This is a genomic window from Dellaglioa algida DSM 15638 (assembly GCF_001434695.1).
Lineage (GTDB): Bacteria > Bacillota > Bacilli > Lactobacillales > Lactobacillaceae > Dellaglioa > Dellaglioa algida.
This window is the reverse complement of the sequence record NZ_AZDI01000003.1, coordinates 121053-142691: the sequence shown is the minus strand read 5'-3', so window position 1 is coordinate 142691 and position 21639 is coordinate 121053. Positions and strand designations below refer to the sequence as shown.

The window sequence follows — 21639 nt, the reverse complement described above, 5'->3', positions numbered from 1 at the left end:
ATTTAAATGAGTGGAGGTACTAAAAACAAAATTACTTTTGTGAGCTACTTGATATGGTAAGATAATGGTAAATGGGTGGTGGAAAATATGGAGAATAAGTACGAACATGTTTATCGTGAAATTAAAGATAAAATTATAGCGGGCGAATTTGATATTAATGATAAGTTAATGACGGAATCTGAACTAATGGTCGCGTATTCGGTAAGTCGTTATACAATTAGAAGGGCGATTGGCGATTTAGAAAGCGCGGGTTATGTCTATCGTATTCAAGGTGGCGGTATCTTTGTTAATGACTGGCATACTGGTAAAAAAATAACGCAAAATAATAATAAAATGATTGGCGTTGTTACAACGCACATTGCTGACTATATTTTCCCAAACATCATCACGGGGATTGACCGGGTTATCTCGGAAGAAGGGTATACTATTATTTTAAGTAATACTCTGGATACTCCAGACAGGGAAAGAACCAGCCTTTTAAAGATGTTGGAGATGGACTTATCTGGATTGATTATTGAGCCAACGCAGAGCGCACTGGTTAACAAAAATAAAGATTTATATGAAAAAATATTAGAACTTAAAATACCAACGCTCTTCATTAACGCGCATTATGAAGATATTGACATTCCATACTTGGAGTTAAATGACTTCAATGGCAGTGAGCTAGAAACGGAGCATTTAATTAAAAACGGACATGAAAAAATATTAGGCGTTTTTAAGGTGGATGATAAACAAGGGTTACTACGAATGAACGGTTTTGTTCAGGCGTATATGGAACATGCTAATAGTTCATATCAAAGTGAAATATTGATGTATCGGTCAACGGATCCCTTGCAAAATATTTATCAAAAAATTGAAAAAATATTACACCGTTCTGACAGACCGACTGCAATTGTTTGCTACAATGACCAATTAGCCATTAAATTAATGGATATCGTAAAATCAATGGATATGGAGATTCCAGAAGACGTTTCTATTGTTGGTTTTGATGATTATCAGTTATCAAAATATATGTCACCAAAGTTAACGACAATTAGGCACCCTAAAGAAAAGATGGGACGTCAAGCTGCTAAAATGTTGTTAGAGATGATAAGAGGTAAGAATACAAAGATTCAATCAGTTGTGTATGAGGCTAAATTAGTTAGCCGAGAAAGCGTTAAAAACCGAAATAAATAGTTAATAAGTTGTCTAGTGTTTAGACAACTTATTTTTTTATTTCTGAAAATTCATACGAATAAATAAAATAAATGTTGATTTATTCGTATGAATGTGAGAAGATGACCTTGTTATAAAAATGAAAGCGCTTTTAATGGTGCTTGGTTCAAAGCAATTTTTCGGGCAATAACTGGAAGACAATAAAATTTGGAGGCGGCATATGCAAAAAGAAAAGAAAATATCTAGTAAGTTTATTTACTTTTTTGGATCATTTGGTGGAATTTTGTTCGGATACGATATCGGGGTTATGACAGGAGCATTACCTTTCTTACAAAAAGATTGGGCACTTCAAAATAGTGCCGGTACTGTTGGGTGGATTACTTCAGGAGTTATGTTTGGTGCCATCTTTGGAGGTGCGCTAGCAGGAAAACTGTCAGATAAGTTAGGCCGACGAAAAATGATTCTGATGTCAGCCGTTGTATTCGTTATTGGATCATTGCTTGCATCATTCTCACCTAATAACGGACAGATGTATTTGATAATTGTCCGCATTTTCTTAGGACTGGCAGTTGGTGCTTCATCAGCATTGGTACCAGCTTACATGTCAGAGATGTCTCCTGCTAAATTACGGGGGCGACTTTCGGGGATTAATCAAACAATGATTGTTTCAGGAATGTTGCTTTCATATATCATGGATTTCTTATTAAAAGATTTACCTGAAGCATGGGCATGGCGCGTTATGCTTGGATTGGCAGCAGTTCCAGCGGTTGTCTTATATATGGGAGTTTCACGTTTACCAGAATCACCCCGTTTCTTGGTTAAAATAAATAAAGTTGATGAGGCACGCCAAGTATTAACTTGGATTCGCCCAGAAAATGAAGTTGAACAAGAATTAGCCGATATTCAGACAACTGCCGGCGAAGAAAGCCATATTGAAAAAACGTCAATGGTTCAATTGTTCACAGGAAAATATCGTTACCTAGTTATGGCCGGTGTCGGTGTTGCGGCATTCCAACAATTCCAAGGTGCTAACGCAATTTTCTACTATATCCCATTAATTGTTGAAAAGGCAACGGGTAATGCGGCAAGTTCAGCATTAATGTGGCCAATCATCCAAGGAATTATCCTTGTTTTGGGATCACTCTTGTTCTTAGTTATTGCAGATAAATTTAAACGCCGTACTCTTTTAATTCTTGGTGGGTTGGTCATGGGATTATCATTTATCCTACCAACGATTATTAATATGGTAGTACCAAACACAAGTCCTATGATGATTGTTGTCTTCTTATGTATCTACGTTGCATTCTACTCATTCACATGGGCACCACTTACATGGGTATTGGTTGGTGAATTATTCCCATTAGCCGTTCGTGGAAGCGCTTCAGGAATTGCGTCTTCGGCTAACTGGATTGGTTCATTCTTGGTAGGACTATTGTTCCCTATCATGACGGCCTCGATGCCACAAGATGCCGTGTTCGCAATCTTCGGAGTTATCTGTTTATTGGGTGTCCTATTCATTCGTTTCTTTGTTCCAGAAACACGCGGTCGTTCATTGGAAGAAATTGAAGAAGAAGGAACAAAAAAAACAAATAACTAACAAGCCAGGAGGATGATTAATATGGATTTAGTAAAAACATCTCAAGCAGTAAAAAATGGTCAAGTTTCATTGGGAATCGAATTAGGATCAACGCGGATTAAAGCCGTGCTGGTGACAGATGACTTTAAAACAATAGCGACAGGAAGTTTTAATTGGGAAAACCAACTGGAAGATGGTCTTTGGACCTACTCGCTTGAACAAGTTTGGCTTGGAATCCAAACAAGTTATAGACAAATGGCCGCAAATGTTCAAAGTAAATATCATGAACCTTTAACGAAAATTGATTCGATTGGTGTCAGTGCTATGATGCACGGTTACCTCGTCTTTTCAGAAAAAGATGATTTATTGGTGCCTTTTAGAACATGGCGAAATAACAATACAGAGCAATCGGCTGATGAATTAACGAAATTATTGAACTTTAATATCCCACAACGTTGGAGCATTGCGCATCTTTATCAGGCCGTTTTAAATGACGAAACGCATGTCAATGACATTAGTCATTTAGAAACCTTGGCTAGTTATGTCCATTATAAATTATCTGGTAAAAAAGTTATCGGAATTGGGGATGCTTCTGGTATCTTCCCGATTGACGAAAAAACGGGTACTTACTCTGCTGATTTATTAGATAAATTTAGTGACATTAAAAAAGTTGCTGAATACGACTGGAATGTTAAAGATATTTTACCAACCGTTTTAAGAGCTGGCGAAAATGCGGGTTCTTTAACGGATGAAGGGTCTAAGTTACTTGATGCCAGTGGCAAACTAGAGGGCGGTAGTTTGATGGCGCCTCCTGAAGGGGACGCTGGTACAGGGATGGTTGGAACAAATAGTGTCCGTAAGAGAACAGGTAACATCTCGGTTGGAACGTCAGCTTTCTCAATGACTGTTCTTGATGCTCCAATGAAAAAAGTTTATAAAGATATCGATATCGTGACAACACCAAGTGGTGCACCGGTTGCGATGGTTCATGTTAATAATAGCTCTTCAGATATTAATGCATGGGTATCTATTTTCGGCGAGTTTGCGGCAAAATTAGGCGTTCAATTAACACCGGATCAGTTGTATGAACGTTTGTTCTTAGAATCAACTCATGCGGATGCAGATGCTGGTGGTTTGATTAATTATAGCTACCTATCTGGTGAAAATATTACGCATATGTCGGAAGGACGTCCATTATTTGTTCGAACACCTAATAGTCATTTTACGTTACCTAACTTCATTCAAACGCAATTGTATGCGGCATTTGCGCCTCTTAAAATTGGAATGGATATTTTAAGTCAGGAAGAACATATCCAAACTGACGTTATGATCGCTCAAGGTGGTATTTTAAAAACAGCCGTTGTTGGACAGCAAGTATTAGCTAATACGCTGAATATTCCAATTACTGTCATGAGCACGGCTGGTGAGGGTGGACCTTGGGGAATGGCAGTCTTAGCTATTTTCGCTAAGAGAAATAACAATGGTCAAAGTTTAGAAGATTTCTTGGATCACGAGGTCTTTGTAGATCCAGAAAGCATGACATTAAGTCCCGAACCTGAAGGGGTTGAAGGTTACAATAAATTTATATCTAGGTATGAAGCTGGCTTACCTGTTGAGTCAGAAGCCATAAAAACAATTAAGGAAGAAAAGAGGAACGAGTAATATGTTAGAAAAGCTTAAACAAGAAGTGTACGACGCTAACATGCTGTTACCTAAGTACAACTTAATTACCTTTACCTGGGGTAACGTGAGTGGAATTGACCGTGAAAAAGGACTGTTTGTCATCAAACCATCTGGTGTTGATTATGAGGACCTAAAACCTTCAGATATGGTCGTAGTCGATTTACAAGGGGAAAAAATTGAAGGTGATATGAATCCTTCGAGTGATACGGAAACGCATCGAATTCTATATAACAACTTCCCTAATATTAAAGGGGTTGTTCATACGCATTCACCTTGGGCCGTTTCATTTGCACAAGCAGGGTTAGATATCCCGGCCGCCGGGACAACGCACGCAGATACATTTTATGGCTCAGTTCCAGCAAGTCGTATCATGAATGAAGCCGAAGTTGTGACAGAGTACGAAAAACAAACAGGTGATGTAATCGTTGAGACGTTTAAAAAACGAAACCTCGATCCAGATCAAATTCCAGCTGTGCTAGTTAATGATCATGGCCCATTTACGTGGGGAACATCGGCTTCGGATGCTGTGCACAATGCAGTTGTTTTAGAAGAAGTTGCAAAAATGACTTATCATTCATTGCAATTAAATCCGCACGCAATCGATATGCCACAATATTTATTGGACAAACACTTTTTAAGAAAACATGGTAAAAATGCTTATTATGGTCAAATTAAACATTAGTATACGATTTTAAAAAATAAGAAACTATTAGGAGGAATTATATTATGTTAAAAGTTAGTGAAAAAGAATTTTGGTTCGTTGTTGGTAGTCAAGGTTTATACGGTCAAGACGTTTTAGACGTTGTTAAGAGCGATGCAGAAAAAATCATTGAGAATTTAAATGCCAGTGGTTCACTTCCATACAAAATTATTTTTAAAGAAGTCGCAACAACTGCTGAAGTCATAACTCAAATTATGAAAGAAGCAAACTTTGAAGATAAAGTTGCGGGTGTGATTACTTGGATGCACACATTCTCTCCTGCTAAAAACTGGATTCGCGGAACAAAATTATTGCAAAAACCATTATTGCATTTAGCAACACAATTTGGTGAAAATATTCCTTGGTCAACAATTGATATGGATTACATGAATACTAACCAAAGTGCCCATGGGGATCGTGAATATGGCTTCATTAATGCGCGTCTTCAAAAGCACAATAAAATTGTTGTTGGCTACTGGAAAGACGAAAAAGTTCAATCACAAATTGCTGACTGGATGGATGTTGCCGTAGCTTATGGTGAAAGTTTCAATATTAAAGTTGCTCGTTTTGGCGATAACATGCGTAATGTTGCCGTTACAGACGGTGATAAAGTTGAAGCACAAATCAAATTTGGCTGGACTGTTGATTACTTTGGTATTGGTGATTTAGTTGCTGAAATGAAAGAAGTAACAGACGCTGAAATTAACGCAACCTACAAAGAATGTGAAGGCATGTACGATATGGTCGTAGGTGATAATGATCCTGCATTCTTTGAAGATCATGTTAAAGAACAGATTAGAATTGAAATTGCTTTACGCAAATTTATGGAACGTGGCGGATACACAGCATTCACATCTAACTTCGAAGATCTTTGGGGTATGAAACAATTACCAGGGATGGCCGTTCAACGCTTGAACGCTGAAGGTTATGGATTTGCTGGTGAAGGTGACTGGAAAACTGCCGCAATTGATCGCTTAATCAAGATTATGGCACACAATAAATTAACGGGATTCATGGAAGATTACACATATGATTTACGTGCAGGCCATGAAGAAATCCTTGGTTCACATATGCTTGAAGTTGATCCTACATTGGCTTCAACAAAACCTCGTGTGGAAGTACATCCATTAGGAATTGGTGACCGTGAAGACCCAGCTCGTTTGATTTTTGATGGTTCAGATGGTCATGGTGTTGTTATTTCAATGTCTGATTTTGGTACTGAATATAAATTACTCATCAATTCAGTTGATGGGTCAAAACCAGAAGTTGAGGCACCTCACTTACCAGTAGCTCGTCAATTATGGGTTCCAGAACCCGGTTTCCATGAAGGTATCCACTCATGGATTGAAAATGGTGGTGGTCATCATACTGTTATTTCAATGAATGTTAAGGAACAACAAGTTGTTGATCTTGCTAAAATGTTTGATGTTGAGTATGTTGAAATTAAGAAATAATTAATGTTAGTAAAAAAATCATTATAAAGTATAACGAAAGAAACCATCCTTCAGGGATGGTTTCTTTCGTTATACTTTATAAATTTGTAGTGATATCCTGTTATGCTTAAATATAAGACCCTGGTTTTGTTTTACTTTGCATTGCAATACCGAAATCTGTAAAAATTCTTTTTGGTAAATTATTTCCTAATTCTTCTGCGATATGATGTGCCAAAATTTGAAAAGGAATAATTGTAAATAATGGTGCTTTAAATTCATCGACGCTTAAATCTAGGCCAATTGTTCTATTATTAGTTGACTTGTTTAAAGTAATTGTAAAGTAGTTTTCAACATAATTTTTTTCATACTCTTTCAATCTTAGTAATCGATCATTAACAGGTGAATTTGTTTCAATATAAAATAACTGATGGTTCTTGTTTATTTCAAAATAGGGACCATGCATGAATACTTCAATATCCATTCCTTGACTAGGGACGCGGACTGTTTCGGAAAATTTTGTTTGCATTTCAAGTGCTGTACCTATTGCTGATCCACAACATAAAGCCGTATAACGACTGGCTTTTATAAGTTCAGACTTCCATGCATTAAAGAATATCTCCGTTTTGTTGATAATATCACTGATTTTATCAATTGCATTTGAAAATTCCAATAATTCTTTATTTTCTTTTTCAACAGATATTGTATTTGTTACTGCAGCTGTTTTAAGACCTAATAACATTAATCTTAAAATAGTAACAGAAAAACCTTTAGTAACGTATCCAATTTTTTCTTCACCACTTTGAAGATCAATAACTTCATCAACTACTTCTGTAATTTCACTATTTATATTATTTGTTAATGCCATCAAATGAACAGTGTTGTCGTTAATTCTGATATGTTTAAGTGCTTCTATTGTAGAAGTGCTTTCACCACTTTGAGAAACACCAATTACAACATCAATAGTGGGGCGTAATTTTTCATAATACTCAAATTTAAAAGGTTCCTCAATGGAAATATAGACGTCACAAATACTTTCAATATAGTATTTTGCGCTGTAAGCGGCGTTAAGACTTGAACCTGTTGCTAATATCAACCATTCTTTACCTTTGATAGGTTTCGTATTTATATGGTAATCACGTAGGATACTACTTAAAATAGGTTGTTCTTCGTTAATATAAGTCATCATCGTTAAATTATTTTCAGTCATATTAGATTCACCTTTCTGTTTATGGTAACGTTCCCATAAACCATAATATAATAGTGTTCACTTTTTTGCAAGCGTTTTATATGCGTTGTTTAAATTAAGTTGACTTACTTTTTTAATTACCAGATAATGGTTCTATAATTAAAGGAATATTGGTGATAAAGATGACTAAAAATATAACTATTAAAGATATAGCGAAATATGCGGCAACATCCATAAGTACCGTTTCTAGAGTTTTAAATAATGATCCCAATGTGGCAAATTCTACAAGGGAGAGAATCAAAGCTGTAATTAAAGAAATGAACTATACTCCAAGTATGTTAGCTCGTGGTATGATTTCAAAAAAAACAAATATGATTGCTGTTGTGGTCTCAGATATTACAAATCCTTATTTTAATCAATTTATTGCTTTTTTAGAACAACAATTTTTAGAACATGGGTATACGTTATCGTTATTTGATACACAGAGTGCAAATAAAAAAGATTCAAAAAAAGCATTAAAAATAGAAATTGATATTTTTAATCAAATTCAAAAAAATAACTATGATGCAGTTCTAATCCTAGGTGGTTTAATAGATAAATTAGAAGTTAATGAAGATTATTTGGATACGTTAAAATCGGTTGCTGAAAGAACACCTGTAGTAGTAGTCGGACGAAAAAAAATGGACATGCTTAAAAATGTAATTTTTATTCAAAGAGATCAAACTATTTCGACTAATCTGATAACCAAGCATCTTGTTAAAGAAAATTACAAAAAAATTGTTTTTATTGGTGGTACAAAAACAGATTGGATTACAAAAGACAGAGTAAATACATTTGTTAAAGTGACATCCGATAAAAATGTTGTACTTAATAATAATTTTTATGCAAAAAATGGGTACGAAGGTGTGTCATATTTAGTAGATAATAGTATCGATTTTGATGCAGTTCTTGCTATTAATGACCAAGTTGCTCAGGGGGTGCTCAGAGGGATTTTAGATATGTTGGGAACTGATGCAAGAAAAGGGGTAGCTAGTTGTGAATACTTCACAGATAACGAATATAATACGCCACGAATAACTTCGGTTGATCACAATATTGAACAGCTCTCTAAGAATACAACTTCTGTGTTGATGAATCTTTTAAATCAATCTGATTCAAAAAATGATATGGTACACAATGTTACCCCAAAATTAATATTAGGTGAATCTTTATAGCACAAAATAAAAAACTTCATTTCGAAGAGTAGACCAAATAATATTGGATTACTCATTTGAAATGAAGTTTTTTTAATCAATAAGAGTCGTTATTTAAAATATTTATTAAGGAAGACGGCAATTCCATCATTGATATTTGATTCAGTGACATAATCTGCATATTTTTTAACTTCATCAGAAGCATTTTTCATGGCCACGCTAACACCTGAATGTTGGAACATTTCAATATCATTTTGGCCATCTCCAAAACTAATAATTTGGTCTGTTGGAATATGATAAAAATTTTTTAAATGGTGAATAGCGTATGCTTTATTAACGTTTTTAGCAGTAATTTCAATATTATTAGAACTGGAAGAGGAGAGAGAAATATCTTGAGATGCTTCAAGTTCAGTTTTAATACTTTTAAGAATCTTAGGGTTTTCATCCATAATTAAAATTGCATTTATAATTTGACCTTGATGGGTTAATAAATCATCAAGGTTCTTAATTTGAATATGTTGAGTTTTATCTTGTACGGCTAAACGTTGCTGATCATTATTGTTGAAATATGAGGGCAATGTCAATGTATAAAAGACATCCTTTGAAGTAAAAAAGAAAACGGAAGCTTTCTTATCAATACTTTGGTGATAAATTTCAGTTAATGCATTAGTAGACAGAGAAGCAGTATGGATAGTATCTCCTATTTCAAAGATACTACCATTAGATGCAACTTCGAGTGTTTCTGGACTAATTGATTTTGCGACTTGTCTTGCTGAAATCAGCATTCTACCAGTTGAAATATAGAAAATGTGGCCCTCTTTTTGATATTTTTTGATTGTTTCAATTGTTTTTTGTGACACAACATAATCGTTGTTAACGAGTGTGCCATCAATATCCATAAATATAAGATGTTGATTCATAATTTTAATCCTCCAATATTTTTAGAACCGCATGATTCGCGGATAACTAGTTCCGGTAAGTGCTGAGACATGTTTTCAGGAAGTATCTCTGTAGTATCTAAATAAAATAATAAAGTTGTTAAAGCAACTTGAGCTAAATCGTGATTGTGTTGGTTAACATTAGTGATACGTGGTGTCTGGAAATCCGCATCTGGGAATGCATCGCAGCTGACAATAGCGATATCTTCAGGACAAGATAAGTGATAATCATTTAGAGCACGGAACGCACCTAAGGCAACTTGGTCATTCATTGCCACTAGAGCTTTAGGTAAAATATTTTTTTCAATTAAAAGTTTAATTGCTTGGTAACCATCCTTTGCATAGTAGTCATTTAAAATAATTGTTTCTTCATTGACAGACGAATATAAAGAGAGGATCTCTTTGAAAGCCTTAACTCGCTCTGTGGTGATCTTAATCTTAGGTTCGCCACCAATAAAACCGATATCTCGATAACCTAAAGATAATAAATGCTGAGTTATTAAGGTAACGCCATATTTTAGATTTCTGTCTATAAAATGACAATTTACGCCATTTTGGTATTGGCCAATAACAACGACTGGAATAATAGAATTTAAATGGTTTAATGCGGTTAAATAACTTTCGGAAAGATCTTCTTTATCAATATCACCACCTAAAATAAATATACCATCAACTTGTTTCTCTAAGATGGATTTAAAAACACTTATTTCAATTGAATCTTTGGTTTCCACTTTACGATTGCCAGCAGACATTGTATTGAACAGTAAAATCGAATAATTTGATTGATTAGCAATTAACTCAATTTCAGAAATTAAATCTGTAAAGTAAGGATTATTAATATCTGGAGCAATAATAGCTAAGGTATGGGTTCTTTTAGAGACCATGCTCCGTGCAACCATACTAGGCTGATAATCATTTTCGTGAATAACGGCTTGAATTTTTTCACGTTTTTCGTTAGATACGGAAGGACTATTATTTAAAACGCGAGAAACAGTTGATATAGAAACACCGCTTCGTTGAGCAATTTCTTTGATGGTTAAATTTTTATGAGTCATGAAATAATCCTCTCGTAATCTTTTATAATCATAGTGTAAACAATAATAATAAAAAAAGCAATAAAATTGGTATCGATACCAAACGTTTAATAAAAGTGTTGACAACGTTTTCATAATAGTGTTAAATAATTGGCATAGAGGAAATTTAAGAATGGAGTGTTGATAATGATTGATACAATATTAGCAGTAGATTTAGGAGGAACTAAATTATTAATTGGTGAAGTAACGCAATCTGGTGAAATACTTTCACAAGTTAAAGCATCATCAGATGTAACATCTCAGAGGGTGGCAATAAATGCTATTAAAAAGGCAGTACAAATATATTTAAAAACTGCGGTAAGAAAAGGAAATATTATCGGTATTGGTATCGGTATGGTTGGAAGGATGGATACTGAAAAAGGAATTTGGTATGAAATTCATCCAGAACTTGCTGATGAAATTAATGTAAGACGAGAATTTTCTGAATTTACAGAAATTCCAGTTTTTATAGCTAATGATGTATATTGTGCTACATTAGCAGAATTGTTACTCGGATTTGGTACCGATACCAAATCGTTTGTTTACATGAATATTGGAACGGGTATTGCAGGACGTATTGTTGATAAAGGGAAAGTCATGGTTGGTAATCACTTTGATTCAGGGGAAATTGGGCACATGGTTGTAGATATGAATAGCAATTGGAAGTGTATTTGTGGTCGGAAAGGGTGTGTGGAGCCTATCTCTTCAGGGCTTGGGATGCATAATCAAGCGGTTCGATTTAAAGATGAATTTCCAGATACAATTATCTCATTTGTAGAAGGTCAGCGGGTTGGTGCAAGAGAATTAATGGACGGGTATGAAAAGCAAGATGAACTTTCCAAAAAGGTAATTAACCAATCCTTAAAAGGATTAGCTACATTAATTATGAATATGGTTCGTGTGTCTGATCCAGAAGCTATTATTTTAGGTGGTGGTGTTATGAGTAGTGGTTGGATGTTAGAAAGACTAGAACCTCTATTGGATAAAAAGACAATGCGTTTTGTAAAAAAAGGCGTGCACGTGACTAATCTGGATTCAAGTACAATTGCACTAAAAGGTAGTGCAATGCTAGGTTTTAAAAATGTGAAGGAGTAGATTGAAATGACTTTATTATCAAAAGAAATATTGAACAGTAACATATTACATCAACCATTACCAGTTCATGATGAACAATCATATGAAACATTAGAGTTAAAAAAAAGCAATGTAGGAATTGAAAAGATTATTTTTGATCAAAACCATTCTGTATTATGGAAACATGAAGGACGTGGTGCGTTAATTAAGGATACATCGACTGCTGGATTTATTGCTGATAGTCGATATGATTCGTGGGCGAAAGGTGCGCCAAAAGATGGAGATTACGTTAATTTTGGTGAAGCAAAGATAATAACTGAATTTAATCGTTCAGATTGGTCTGAATATAATCAAATTTCATTTGAAATTTTGGCATCATGTAAAAATATGATTAATCCTAATGTTACAGTATCTTTTGTAAATGATGGAACTATTAAAATTCCTGATATTTATGATCGTGAAGGGTATCACGTGATTAATTTAAAGGGTGAAGATTGGCATACATATGTTCTTGATTTAAGTAATTTACCTCGAGAAGCCATCATGAGTATGGCTATAGCGAGTGGTGCAAATGGGTCGTATATGAATTTGCCTGGCAAACTGTCTTATCAAATTAGAAATATTAAATTACAAAAAAACAATTTAATTAGTCATGCAAAAGGTTGGAAAGCGTCATCTAACGAATTAATATATTCACATATTGGCTATCAAACTACGTCGGAAAAAAAGTCTATTTTATGGTCACCCAAACATCAGTACGCTGACTTTCAGCTTATTGATGTTACGACTGGGAAAGTCGTTTATGATGGGAAATCTATTTTAAAAAAGGAAATCGTTGGAAATTATCGTATTTTTGATTTTACTGATTTTACGAATGAGGGATTATTCGTTTTAGAAACGGCGGGATTGAAAACAGATCCATTTACAATTATGGCCTTTGATAAACTTTATGGTGACTCTATTTGGAGGTCATTGAATTTTATTTATTGTGAACGGTGCGGATGTCCTGTTTCAGGTATTCATGGCACATGTCATGAGGATGTAGTCGCAACATTTGAGAATGAAACAATAACGTTCAATGGTGGCTGGCATGATGCAGGAGATTTGTCACAACAGCTCATTCAATCGGCAGAGCTGACCCTAAATATTATTGAAATGTCTGAACAGTATCGTGAATCTGACCCAATGTTGAGCCGACGTTTACTGGAAGAAGGCGAGTGGGGAATTGATTTTATTTTTAAAACACGATTAGCAAATGGATTTCACGTCACCAGTGCGGGAATTACACGTTGGACAGATAACCATGTTGGAAACATGGATGATGCACAAGCACGTATTGGAAATCACGCGTACGATAATTTTTTACTGGCTGGTATTCTTGCAAAAATTGGTAATTTGTTGCCTGATCAACATTCATTAATCGAAAAAATAACAGATGTCGCTCAAGAAGATTATGAGTTTGCACAAACAAAATTTGAAATTAGTCCCTACGTACATGAACCAGTTTTTTGGGAACACACTTACAATATGTCTAATAGTCTATTTGCAGCAACAATTTCATGGGCAAGTTCAATGTTATATCAAAGAACTAAGATAAAAAAATATGCTGATGAAGCAACGCGTTTCATGGATGTCATGTTGGATTGTCAAGAAGTCGTTGGAATAGATCTTTTTGACGGTAAAAAGTTACAAGGAATGTTCTATAGGGATGCAGGTAAGAAAATTTTCCAACATTTTAATCATCAATCTCGTGAAAGTATGTACGCTATGGCATTAGAAGGAATTATAATTTCTCAATCAAAAAGTAAATTAGTTGATGATTGGAAAAAAAGTGCGGTTTTACTTGGTTCATACTATAAATATTTGAAAGAATTTACACAACCTTACGATATGTTTCCAAGTGGTGTATATCAAATGGAAGAATATCAAGATCAGGAAAGTTTTAATCGTCAACACTTATTGGTTGGGGAGTCCGCTAAGGAAGAGTATCAAATTCAGTTAAAGAATGCCGTTAAAATTGGACAGAATTTATATATTAAACGTTTTCCGGTATGGTTTTCATTTCGCGGAAATAATGCCATTATTTTATCTGCTGGACGAGCATCTGCAATTTTAGGTAATTTACTGCAAGATCAGGGTTTAACTGATATGGCGGCTGGACAATTGCAATGGATGGTAGGTAAAAATCCCTTTAATCAATCGATGGTCTATGGGGAAGGACATAATTTTGCACAACAATATACGGTATCATCCGGTGAAATGGTTGGTGAAATGCCTGTCGGAATGCAAACATTTGGGAATGAAGATGAACCTTACTGGCCACAATTTAACAATGCAACGTATAAAGAGGTTTGGGTTGGAAATGCCGGTAAATGGATGGGACTATTATCAGATCTTTTAAAAACCGAAAAGAGGGCAAGTAAATGAAAGATAAATTTGTAGAAAAATTAACTACATTTGCAAATAAGTTAGCAATGAATAGATATATTGGTGCCATTCGTGACGCATTTGCCAGTACAATTCCAATTACGATTGTTGCAGCTTTTTTCTTGTTAGTTAACAATGTATTTTTACAGCCAGAGACAGGACTTTTACGTAATATTCCGGGACATGAATTGATGTTTGAAATTGGGACACAGGCCTATAATGGAACATTAGGCATTTTAGGGCTACTTGTAACCTTTTTAATTGGTTACCGTTTAGCTAAATCACTAGGTGCTGACGGTGCACTTGAGAGTATTGTTGCGGTTGCTTGTTACATTACTGTTGTTCCAAATGCAGTTAGCGTTTTAACAACATCGGGTAAAACAGTAACTACAACAGCCGTTTTGACACAAACATATACAAGTGCCTCAGCAATGTTACTTGGAATTATTGCCGCACTTGTCGGAACAAAATTACTGGTCACGTTAAGTAATATTGACAAAATTAAAATAAAAATGCCGGATACAGTTCCACCGGCAATTGCAAAATCATTTAACAGTTTAGTTCCATCATTTTTAGTTATTTCTATTTTTGCATCTTTTGAAGTTATTTTACGCCATATGACGGGGTTAACAGTTCCTGAAGTTGTTGTCAGAGTTCTACAAGCTCCTCTTGTTGGTGGTTTTCAAACGTTACCAGGTATTCTTTTCTACGTCTTTTTATCAACGTTAGTTTTTGTGTTTGGTATTCATGGCGCATATGTTTTTGGAGCTATTTCAGGCCCTATTTTATTAACATCGTTACAACAAAATATTGATGCGGTTAATGCAGGGCATGTTGCACCTAATATTGTTACGCAACCGTTCTTAGATGCCTATATTTACATGGGTGGTGGTGGAACAATGATTTGTTTAATTATTGCATTGTTTATAGGATCAAGAAGAAAAGATGAACGCTTAATTGCCAGCATTGGTGGACTACCAACATTATTTAATATTAGTGAGCCGTTAATGTTCGGACTACCAATCGTTTTTAATCCAATTTATGCAATCCCGTTTGTAATTACGCCAATGGTAGGTACGGTTATTGCCTATACGGCAACTGCGTTAGAGTTAGTCTCACCGACTTATATCTTAATTCCATGGGTGACCCCCCCTATTTTATCGGGCTACCTAGCAACAGCTGGAGACTGGAGAGCGCCGCTGATGCAAGTTGTTATTATTGCAGTTGGTGTTGTAATCTATTTACCATTTGTACTCGCTTCAAATCGTGCCGCAAGTGAAGAAAATAAAATGTAGTAAATTTTTGAAAGATGTTGCCATTTGGTAACATCTTTTTTAGTTAACACGGTAGAGCAGCTAAGATGGTTGGCAAACAAAGTCATTCAAAGGTGATAATAACTCTGGGAGAACGTGAAGACGCATCTGAATCGAAGGAATTGAAAGACTAGTTTTAGGTAATAATATTGTCGCTGTTAATATTATTGGTCTAGTGATGCGCATTTTGGAGTAGTTATCATTATATTGGTCATCTTTAAACATGTCGCAATGGTAAATCAACTCTCATCGTAAGCCGTTCAACGGGGAGATGGATTTTTGAATTAAGTATTAAAAAATGAGTTGATAAATTTATTTTAAGAAATAATCAACATAAATAAAATCCCGTAACTACACTTGTAATTGAGTAGTTACGGGATTTTTAGTTTATTTTATAAGGCGTTATCAACAATACTTTCAAGTGTCGTTGTTGAAGGGATGAAGAATAAATTCCCTGTTTCAGCTGTACTGAAATCTAACAAACGGTCACTTTTACTTTCGAACATATTAATTAACATTCTATTAGTTACTGCAAAATGACGTGCGTAGCCAATGAAGTATGTTCCTGTAATATCTTTACCGGGTTCTGAAAAAGGTACGTTCATGCGGACAATTTTATGTTCGATGCCGTCCTTCATATCTTGTGATGCAACGTTATGAGAATTTGGTAACTTCTCTTCATCAGCTAGTTCTAAATCAGAATATTTTTTACGGCCAATTGCTTTTTCTTGGTCTTCCGTTTTTAAGGCATTCCAAGCAGTCATATCATGGCGATATTTTTGAGCAAAGGCATAAGAACCGTTTGTAAATTCAGGATCTTCATCGCCAATTACAGCGTAATCTAGCGCTTCATTTACGTCTGGATTTTCAGTTCCATCGATGAAACCAATGACGGCGCGACCTTCGAAGTAACGGAAGCCATGTGTTTCGTCTTCGACGGTTGTAGCGTCTTTAATGAAAAGCATAAATTGAGCCATAACTTCGTAGACAACTGCACTTTCGCCAGCCCGAACGTGGAAGAATAAATCACCTGGTGTTGAAATTGCTGTATATTTTGGACCTACAATTTCTTTAAAGCGAATGAGTTCCATAGGTTTGATGGCATCTGGGAAAAGATAATCCCAAGCGTCTGAACCAAACCCGAAAGCGACCTTTAAATCGGCTTTTGGATAACGAACGTTCATACTACGAATGATTGCTGGAATTCGGTCAGCTAATTCTTGAACGGCTGCTAATTCAGCTTTTTGATCCTTGTGATTTAAGTTTAAAATTGTAAAATTGACGTTTTCGCCTACATCTTTATATACATCCTGTGTTAATTTTTCAGTTACTGTCATAAGTCATGCCTCCTATAAATTAATTTTCTTTAACGATAACAACCATCTTACCAGCGGTACGAGGTAAATCTAATTGTTTATGAGATTCAATAATATCAGCTAAAGTAAATTTGTACTTCTTGGCAATTTTAATTTCTAATTCATCTTGCATCATTAAATCTGTTAAGAATTTTAATGCATCATTATCTTTTAGTTCTTTAACACTCTCAACTTGGTAGTAATCTGCAAGAGGTTTTTCTTTTTGCATATCTTCAGTTGGAACGTTAATTAGCGAAACCATTCGGCCATTTGGTTTTAAGGCTTTAACGCCAACTTCGCTAGCACGGCCACCGAGTGTTGCATCAACAACGATATCGGCCGTGTCTTTAAATGTTTCGCCAGGATTTTCTTTATCATAAGCGCTATACTGGTCGGCCCCTAATTGACGGACGTAGTCTTCGTTAGCACTCGAACCGCTAGCAAGAACCGTTAGTTCCATTAGCTTAGCAAGTTGAACTAAAACCATACCGACACTTCCAGATGCACCCTCGATAAAAATCGTTTCGCCGGCTCTTGCCTTTGCGAAGAACGTTAAAATATTATACGCAGCAATACCAGGCGTTGGTAAACCAGCAGCTTCGGCGAGCGTAATGTTGTCAGGTCGGATAGCAATGTGAGACGTAAATGCGATAAGTTCTTCCGCATATCCCCCAAAACCTTTGTGCACGACAACGGCATCCCCAACACTAAAATTGTCCACTTTATCACCAATCTCAGTAATAATCCCAGTTACATCGCCACCGGGCACAATTGGAAACGGTAGAGGCATAGAATCTTTCATGTAACCAGCACGTAGAATTGCTTCAAACGGGTTGATCCCAATGGCTTCAATTGAAACCCTAACTTGTTTTGATTTAAGTTCCGCTACCGGTTCGATTTGTAATTCTTCAAACACGTTTGCGTCACCATATTGGTTAAAACCAAATGCTTTCATAAGTGTAAGCCCCCTTTAAATTAAATAATGCTGTTACTAGCTATAATGTACCATAATTAGAAATAAAAGGCTTACAAAAAGCGCCAAAATAATAATTAAATATATTTTGCACAATCTATTTGACAAGGCGACGCTTAGGATGTAGAATATCCATATTGATAAATGTTAGCGTTTCCAAAAAAATAATCAAAAGAAAGAAAGTGAGTTATTTGGAAAAATATATTTTAGCTATCGACGAAGGAACCACTAGTACCAGAGCCATTATATTTGATCATAAAGGTCAAAAGGTATCAGATGCACAGCGCGAATTTCCACAATATTTTCCTCAACCTGGTTGGGTTGAACATAACGCGAACGAGATATGGAATGCAGTTTTATCTACAATCGCAAATACATTTATTGATTCCGGGATTAAACCTAAACAAATAGCAGGGGTTGGGATTACAAACCAACGTGAAACAACGGTTATTTGGGATAAAAAAACGGGATTACCCATTTATAACGCAATCGTTTGGCAATCACGACAAACGGCAGATATTGCAGAACAATTAAAGCAAGAGGGTTACGGCGATTTAATTCACGAAAAGACAGGATTGTTAATCGATGCATATTTCTCAGCAACTAAGATTCGTTGGATTTTGGATCACGTTGACGGCGCTCAAGAAAGAGCCGAAAAGGGTGAGTTACTTTTTGGGACTATCGATACATGGTTAACTTGGAAGTTATCAGGGGATGAAACACATGTAACTGATTATTCTAATGCTAGTCGTACAATGTTATTTAACATTCATGATTTAAAATGGGATGAAGAAATCTTAAAAATTATGAATATTCCGGCAATTATGTTGCCAGAAGTTAAATCAAATTCTGAAGTTTACGGACATACAAAAGATTATCATTTTTATGGTAGTGAAGTCCCTATTTCAGGAATGGCGGGCGATCAACAAGCCGCATTGTTTGGTCAAATGGCTTTTGAACCAGGAATGGTTAAAAACACCTATGGAACGGGTTCATTTATCGTCATGAATACGGGAACAGAACCAAAATTATCTAAGAATAACTTATTGACAACAATCGGTTATGGGATTAATGGCAAAGTCTATTACGCCTTAGAAGGAAGTATCTTCGTTGCTGGATCAGCAATTCAATGGTTAAGAGATGGGATGCGTTTGGTGGAACATGCGCCGGATACAGAACAGGCAGCTAAGGACTCAACGAATGATAATGAAGTTTACGTTGTTCCGGCGTTTACTGGATTAGGGGCACCTTATTGGGATCCCGATGCACGAGGTTCTGTCTTTGGGATTACTCGTGGAACAACGCGTGAAGATTTCATTAAAGCAACGTTGCAATCATTAGCTTACCAAACTAGGGATGTTGTGAGAACAATGGAATTAGATACAGGAATTAAAATTCCGTTGTTAAAGGTTGATGGTGGCGCGGCTAAAAATGATTATCTGATGAATTTCCAAGCGGATATTATTAATACACCAATTGAACGTGCACATGATCTTGAAACAACTGCTTTGGGTGCAGCGTTTTTAGCTGGACTAGCTGTTGGTTATTGGAAAGATCTAGATGAACTCAAAGCTGAGTACACTGAAGGTGACGTCTTTAAACCAACGATGCCAAAAGAAGAAAGCGAAGATTTATATGCTGGTTGGCAACAAGCGGTTGAAGCAACAAGAGTTTTCAAACACAAACCAATGAAGAAAAACAATAAATAAGGGGGATACGACTATGTCATTTTCAGCAACGTCAAGAAAACAAGATATTGAACGATTAAAGAATGAAGAATTAGATTTATTAACAATTGGTGGTGGTATCACTGGTGCCGGAGTTGCGATTCAAGCAAGCGCAATGGGATTGAAAAACGGATTAATCGAAATGCAAGATTTTGCTGAAGGAACATCATCTCGATCAACAAAATTAGTTCATGGTGGTATTCGTTATTTGAAGACATTTGATGTTGGAGTTGTTGCAGATACTGTTCAAGAACGTGCAGTTGTTCAACATATCGCACCACATATTCCACGTCCACAATCAATGTTGTTACCTATCTATGATGAACCTGGTGCAACTTTTGATATGTTCTCAGTTAAAGTTGCCATGAATTTATATGATCAATTAGCAGGCGTTGTTGATCCTCAATGGGTTAACTACACGATTTCTAAAGCAGAAGTTTTACAACGCGAACCTCAATTGAAATCAGATAAATTAATGGGTGGTGGTGTCTACCTTGATTTTAAAAACAATGACTCACGTTTAGTTATTGAAAACATCAAAAAAGCGCATGAAGATGGCGGATTGATGGTTAGTCGTATTAAAGCTTTAGATTTATTACATGAGAACGGTAAAATTACCGGTGTTCACGTATTAGATTTATTGACTAACGAAGAATTTGATATTCATGCTAAATATGTTATCAATACAACAGGTCCATGGTCTGACTTTATCCGTAAGATGGATACAGATGAAGACTTTGTCCCACAAATGCGTCCTACAAAAGGGGTTCATTTAGTTGTTGATTCTAAAAAATTGAACGTACCACAACCAACGTATTTTGATTCTGGTAAACAAGATGGTCGTATGATCTTCGTTGTGCCAAGAGAAGATAAAACATACTTTGGAACAACAGATACTGATTTCCATGGTGATTTTGAACATCCTCGCGTAGAACAAGAAGATGCTGATTACTTACTTGATATTATTAACGAACGCTACCCAAGTGCTAACGTTAAAATTAGCGATATCGAATCGAGTTGGGCTGGATTACGTCCATTAATTTCATCAAACGGAAGCTCAGATTACAATGGTGGAAACTCAGGTAAAATTAGTGAAAAGAGTTTCAACGACGTTATTGATGTTATCAAACGCTACGAAAAAGAAGAAGTCACTAAAACTGATGTTGAAGATATCTTGAATGATTTGGAAAGTACACTTTCTGAAGATAAAGTTAGTGCTTCACAAGTTTCTCGTGGAAGTTCATTAACTGTTTCAAAAGATGGTTTATTAACATTAGCTGGTGGTAAAATTACGGATTACCGTAAGATGGCTGCTGGTGCAATGGCCACAATTACGAAGTTATTGAAAGATAACTATAGCCAAGAATTCAATCCAATTGATTCAAAGAACTTACCTGTTTCAGGTGGGGATATTGATCCTAACAACGTTGAAGCAACGATTAGTTTCTTTGCAAAACAAGGAATGGATAACGGTTTAACTGAAGAAGAAGCAACATTGTTTGCTAACCTATTCGGATCAAATGCAGCTCGCGTATTCAGCCAAATGTCACATGTTAAAGCATCAGAAGGATTATCTTTAGGTGAAATGGCAAGTCTTCATTACTCAATGGAAGAAGAAATGACGTTAACACCAACTGATTACTTGATGCGTCGTACGAACCACATTCTTTTCCATCGTGATACATTAGATGCTGTTAAAGTTGGCGTAATTAACGAAATGGCAAGCTTCTATAGCTGGACTAAAGAAGAAAAAGCAAAACAATCTGCAGATTTAGACGCAACAATTGCAGAATCAGACATGAGTTACTTAAAATAATCATTTAAGGTAGGGGT

The 21639-nt window shown here is 35.7% G+C and carries 16 protein-coding genes; 11 read left to right on the top strand and 5 right to left on the bottom strand.

What is annotated here, in order from left to right; translation table 11 throughout:
- The first annotated feature begins 87 nt into the window (after nt 1-87).
- The 5 genes from FC66_RS03845 to araA all read left to right on the top strand — a co-directional run bounded on the left by FC66_RS03845 (nt 88) and on the right by araA (nt 6568).
- Complete coding sequence (locus FC66_RS03845; RefSeq protein WP_057974065.1) at nt 88-1176, top strand: GntR family transcriptional regulator; 1089 nt, start codon at nt 88-90, stop codon at nt 1174-1176.
- 199 nt (nt 1177-1375) lie between these two features.
- Entirely contained in the window at nt 1376-2752 is a 1377-nt protein-coding gene (locus FC66_RS03840; RefSeq protein ID WP_057974064.1) for a sugar porter family MFS transporter, read from the top strand.
- Nucleotides 2753-2773: 21 nt separating this feature from the next.
- On the top strand, nt 2774-4393 hold the full coding sequence (locus FC66_RS03835) for a xylulokinase (RefSeq protein ID WP_057974063.1): 1620 nt from the start codon (nt 2774-2776) through the stop codon (nt 4391-4393).
- A 1-nt stretch (nt 4394) separates the two neighbouring features.
- Nucleotides 4395-5096, top strand: coding sequence for an L-ribulose-5-phosphate 4-epimerase (locus FC66_RS03830; RefSeq protein ID WP_057974062.1), 702 nt, complete (start codon nt 4395-4397; stop codon nt 5094-5096).
- Nucleotides 5097-5140: 44 nt separating this feature from the next.
- Nucleotides 5141-6568 carry an L-arabinose isomerase gene (gene araA, locus FC66_RS03825; RefSeq protein ID WP_057974061.1) on the top strand — a complete coding sequence of 476 codons (1428 nt, stop codon included), beginning with the start codon at nt 5141-5143 and terminating at the stop codon, nt 6566-6568.
- 106 nt (nt 6569-6674) lie between these two features.
- Here araA and FC66_RS03820 read toward each other — a convergent pair whose 3' ends face one another.
- Nucleotides 6675-7754: an SIS domain-containing protein gene (locus FC66_RS03820; protein ID WP_057974060.1), complete on the bottom strand. Its 1080-nt coding sequence runs from the start codon at nt 7752-7754 to the stop codon at nt 6675-6677.
- Between the two features lie 161 nt (nt 7755-7915).
- Here FC66_RS03820 and FC66_RS03815 point away from each other — a divergent pair, with 161 nt between their 5' ends.
- Complete coding sequence (locus tag FC66_RS03815; protein ID WP_057974059.1) at nt 7916-8947, top strand: LacI family DNA-binding transcriptional regulator; 1032 nt, start codon at nt 7916-7918, stop codon at nt 8945-8947.
- A gap of 89 nt (nt 8948-9036) precedes the next feature.
- Here the strand turns inward: FC66_RS03815 and FC66_RS03810 are convergent, their stop codons facing one another.
- Together FC66_RS03810 and FC66_RS03805 are read right to left on the bottom strand one after the other, a co-directional pair.
- On the bottom strand, nt 9037-9846 hold the full coding sequence (locus FC66_RS03810) for a Cof-type HAD-IIB family hydrolase (protein WP_057974058.1): 810 nt from the start codon (nt 9844-9846) through the stop codon (nt 9037-9039).
- A complete protein-coding gene (locus tag FC66_RS03805; protein ID WP_057974057.1) occupies nt 9843-10919 on the bottom strand; it encodes a LacI family DNA-binding transcriptional regulator in 1077 nt (358 codons plus the stop codon). Before FC66_RS03805 ends, FC66_RS03810 begins: the two co-directional genes overlap by 4 nt.
- A 165-nt stretch (nt 10920-11084) precedes the next feature.
- Here FC66_RS03805 and FC66_RS03800 point away from each other — a divergent pair, with 165 nt between their 5' ends.
- Genes FC66_RS03800 through FC66_RS03790 form a run of 3 tightly spaced genes read left to right on the top strand, consistent with a single transcriptional unit; the run spans nt 11085 to nt 15733 of the window.
- Nucleotides 11085-12032, top strand: coding sequence for an ROK family protein (locus FC66_RS03800; RefSeq protein WP_057974056.1), 948 nt, complete (start codon nt 11085-11087; stop codon nt 12030-12032).
- A 6-nt stretch (nt 12033-12038) separates the two neighbouring features.
- Nucleotides 12039-14438 carry a glycoside hydrolase family 9 protein gene (locus FC66_RS03795; RefSeq protein WP_057974055.1) on the top strand — a complete coding sequence of 800 codons (2400 nt, stop codon included), beginning with the start codon at nt 12039-12041 and terminating at the stop codon, nt 14436-14438.
- Nucleotides 14435-15733: a PTS sugar transporter subunit IIC gene (locus FC66_RS03790; RefSeq protein WP_057974054.1), complete on the top strand. Its 1299-nt coding sequence runs from the start codon at nt 14435-14437 to the stop codon at nt 15731-15733. The genes FC66_RS03795 and FC66_RS03790 overlap by 4 nt, the downstream gene beginning before the upstream one ends.
- Before the next feature lie 410 nt (nt 15734-16143).
- On the opposite strand, the gene FC66_RS03785 is transcribed toward FC66_RS03790, so the two are convergent.
- A complete protein-coding gene (locus tag FC66_RS03785) occupies nt 16144-17088 on the bottom strand; it encodes a Dyp-type peroxidase (RefSeq protein WP_057974053.1) in 945 nt (314 codons plus the stop codon).
- 19 nt (nt 17089-17107) lie between these two features.
- The gene (locus tag FC66_RS03780; RefSeq protein WP_057974052.1) at nt 17108-18061 is read right to left on the bottom strand and encodes an NADP-dependent oxidoreductase; all 954 of its coding nucleotides are present in this window, start codon (nt 18059-18061) and stop codon (nt 17108-17110) included.
- A 209-nt stretch (nt 18062-18270) separates the two neighbouring features.
- Between FC66_RS03780 and glpK the strand changes: the two genes are divergently transcribed.
- Together glpK and glpO are read left to right on the top strand one after the other, a co-directional pair.
- Nucleotides 18271-19788, top strand: a complete 1518-nt coding sequence (glpK, locus tag FC66_RS03775; RefSeq protein WP_057974051.1) for a glycerol kinase GlpK — start codon at nt 18271-18273, stop codon at nt 19786-19788.
- A gap of 13 nt (nt 19789-19801) precedes the next feature.
- Nucleotides 19802-21622, top strand: coding sequence for a type 1 glycerol-3-phosphate oxidase (gene glpO / locus FC66_RS03770; protein ID WP_057974050.1), 1821 nt, complete (start codon nt 19802-19804; stop codon nt 21620-21622).
- The last annotated feature ends 17 nt before the right edge of the window (nt 21623-21639 follow it).